The sequence below is a fragment of the Paraburkholderia sp. BCC1876 genome, from assembly GCF_902833695.1.
Classification (GTDB): Bacteria; Pseudomonadota; Gammaproteobacteria; order Burkholderiales; family Burkholderiaceae; genus Paraburkholderia.
This window is the reverse complement of sequence record NZ_CADFGI010000028.1, coordinates 1-1367: the sequence shown is the minus strand read 5'-3', so window position 1 is coordinate 1367 and position 1367 is coordinate 1. Positions and strand designations below refer to the sequence as shown.

Below are 1367 nucleotides of genomic sequence, written 5' to 3'. Positions count from 1 at the left end.
CAATGCTCTCAACTTAAGCCCCAAAGTGCTTGTAAACGAGGCATTGCCCCTGTAAACTTCATCACATAACTCACTGATAAATCAACGATACGAACTCAAATACCAGCGTCCTCGCGGCTTCTGGCTGAGTTCTCCGATTTCCTGCTCGATCCGGCGCTCGCCGATCGCGTGCGTCGTTCTCCCACCGCCTTTACCCGCAATCGCACACTGACCTTGCCGCGCATGGCCGCGCTGATGATGTCGGGCATGTGTGCCAGCGTGCAGACCGAGCTCGACGCGCTGTTTGGCGCACTGGGTGAGCACGGCGCACGCAGCCGCGCCGTCAGTGCGCAGGCGTTCAGCAAGGCCCGACGCGGACTGTCGGCCGACCTGTTCGAACTGGCCCGCGCCCGCCTGATTTCGCTGGCTCAACCCCATATCGATTCGATGCGCTGGCACGGCCTGAGGCTGGTCGCCGCTGACGGCAGCCGCCTGCGCGTGGGCACGCGTCGCGGCCATGAACTGCGCGCCGATCACTACGCGTTTGCACTGTTTCTGCCGGGCTCCGAGCTGACCCTGCACGCGGCGCTTCATCCCGCCGACGGCGCCGAGCGGCAGATGCTGTTCGAAGCGCTGGACGTGCTGCAGCCGCGTACCGATCTGCTGCTGCTCGATCGCGGCTACATCGGCAACACGATGGTGGCGGCGCTGGCACAGCGCGATATTGAGTTCTGCATGCGCGTCGACGCACGTAACTGGAAGTGCGTCACCGCCTTTGCCCGCAGCGGTAAAGCCGAGCATGTGGTGACACTGGAGGCGCCTGGCGAGCAGGATGCCCGCGACTATGAACTGATGCGCAGGCCGACTACCGTACGCCTGATCCGGGACGTCACCCCAAGCGGTCGAGTGCGTGTGCTGATGACCTCGCTGCTGGACAGCGAGCGTTACCCGGCTGCATCGTTCGGCGCGCTCTATCATCAGCGCTGGCGCGTCGAAGAAGCGTTCAAACGCCTGAAACACCGGCTGCGACTGGAAGCCGTCACGGGCCTCGATTACCTGGCCTTGCAGCAGGACTTCGGCGCAAAAATCCTCGCTGACAATCTTTGCACATTGCTCAGCGAGCTTGATGCGCCGCACGATGACGGGCACGCCAGCCGGCCTAATCGGGTGTACGCACTGGGCGCACTCAAGCCGATCCTCGGCGGGTGCCTGCTGCGTGTCCGACACTGCCTGGACCGCCTCGCCGGTGTGCTGGACGTGATCCGCCTGACCCGATGCCGGGTACAGCCGTCACGCTCTTATCCAAGACCACCCAGAAAAGCCAAGCCCCACTTCCATCTCGCGTACAAACTCGCTTGATGCAGTGGGGCTTAAGTTGAGAGCATTGC

At 63.1% G+C, this 1367-nt stretch carries 1 protein-coding gene; it reads left to right on the top strand.

Annotated features, from left to right (window positions below):
• Positions 1-87: 87 nt before the first annotated feature.
• Positions 88-1338: an IS4 family transposase gene (locus tag HWY05_RS37575; protein ID WP_347880831.1), complete on the top strand. Its 1251-nt coding sequence runs from the start codon at positions 88-90 to the stop codon at positions 1336-1338.
• The last annotated feature ends 29 nt before the right edge of the window (positions 1339-1367 follow it).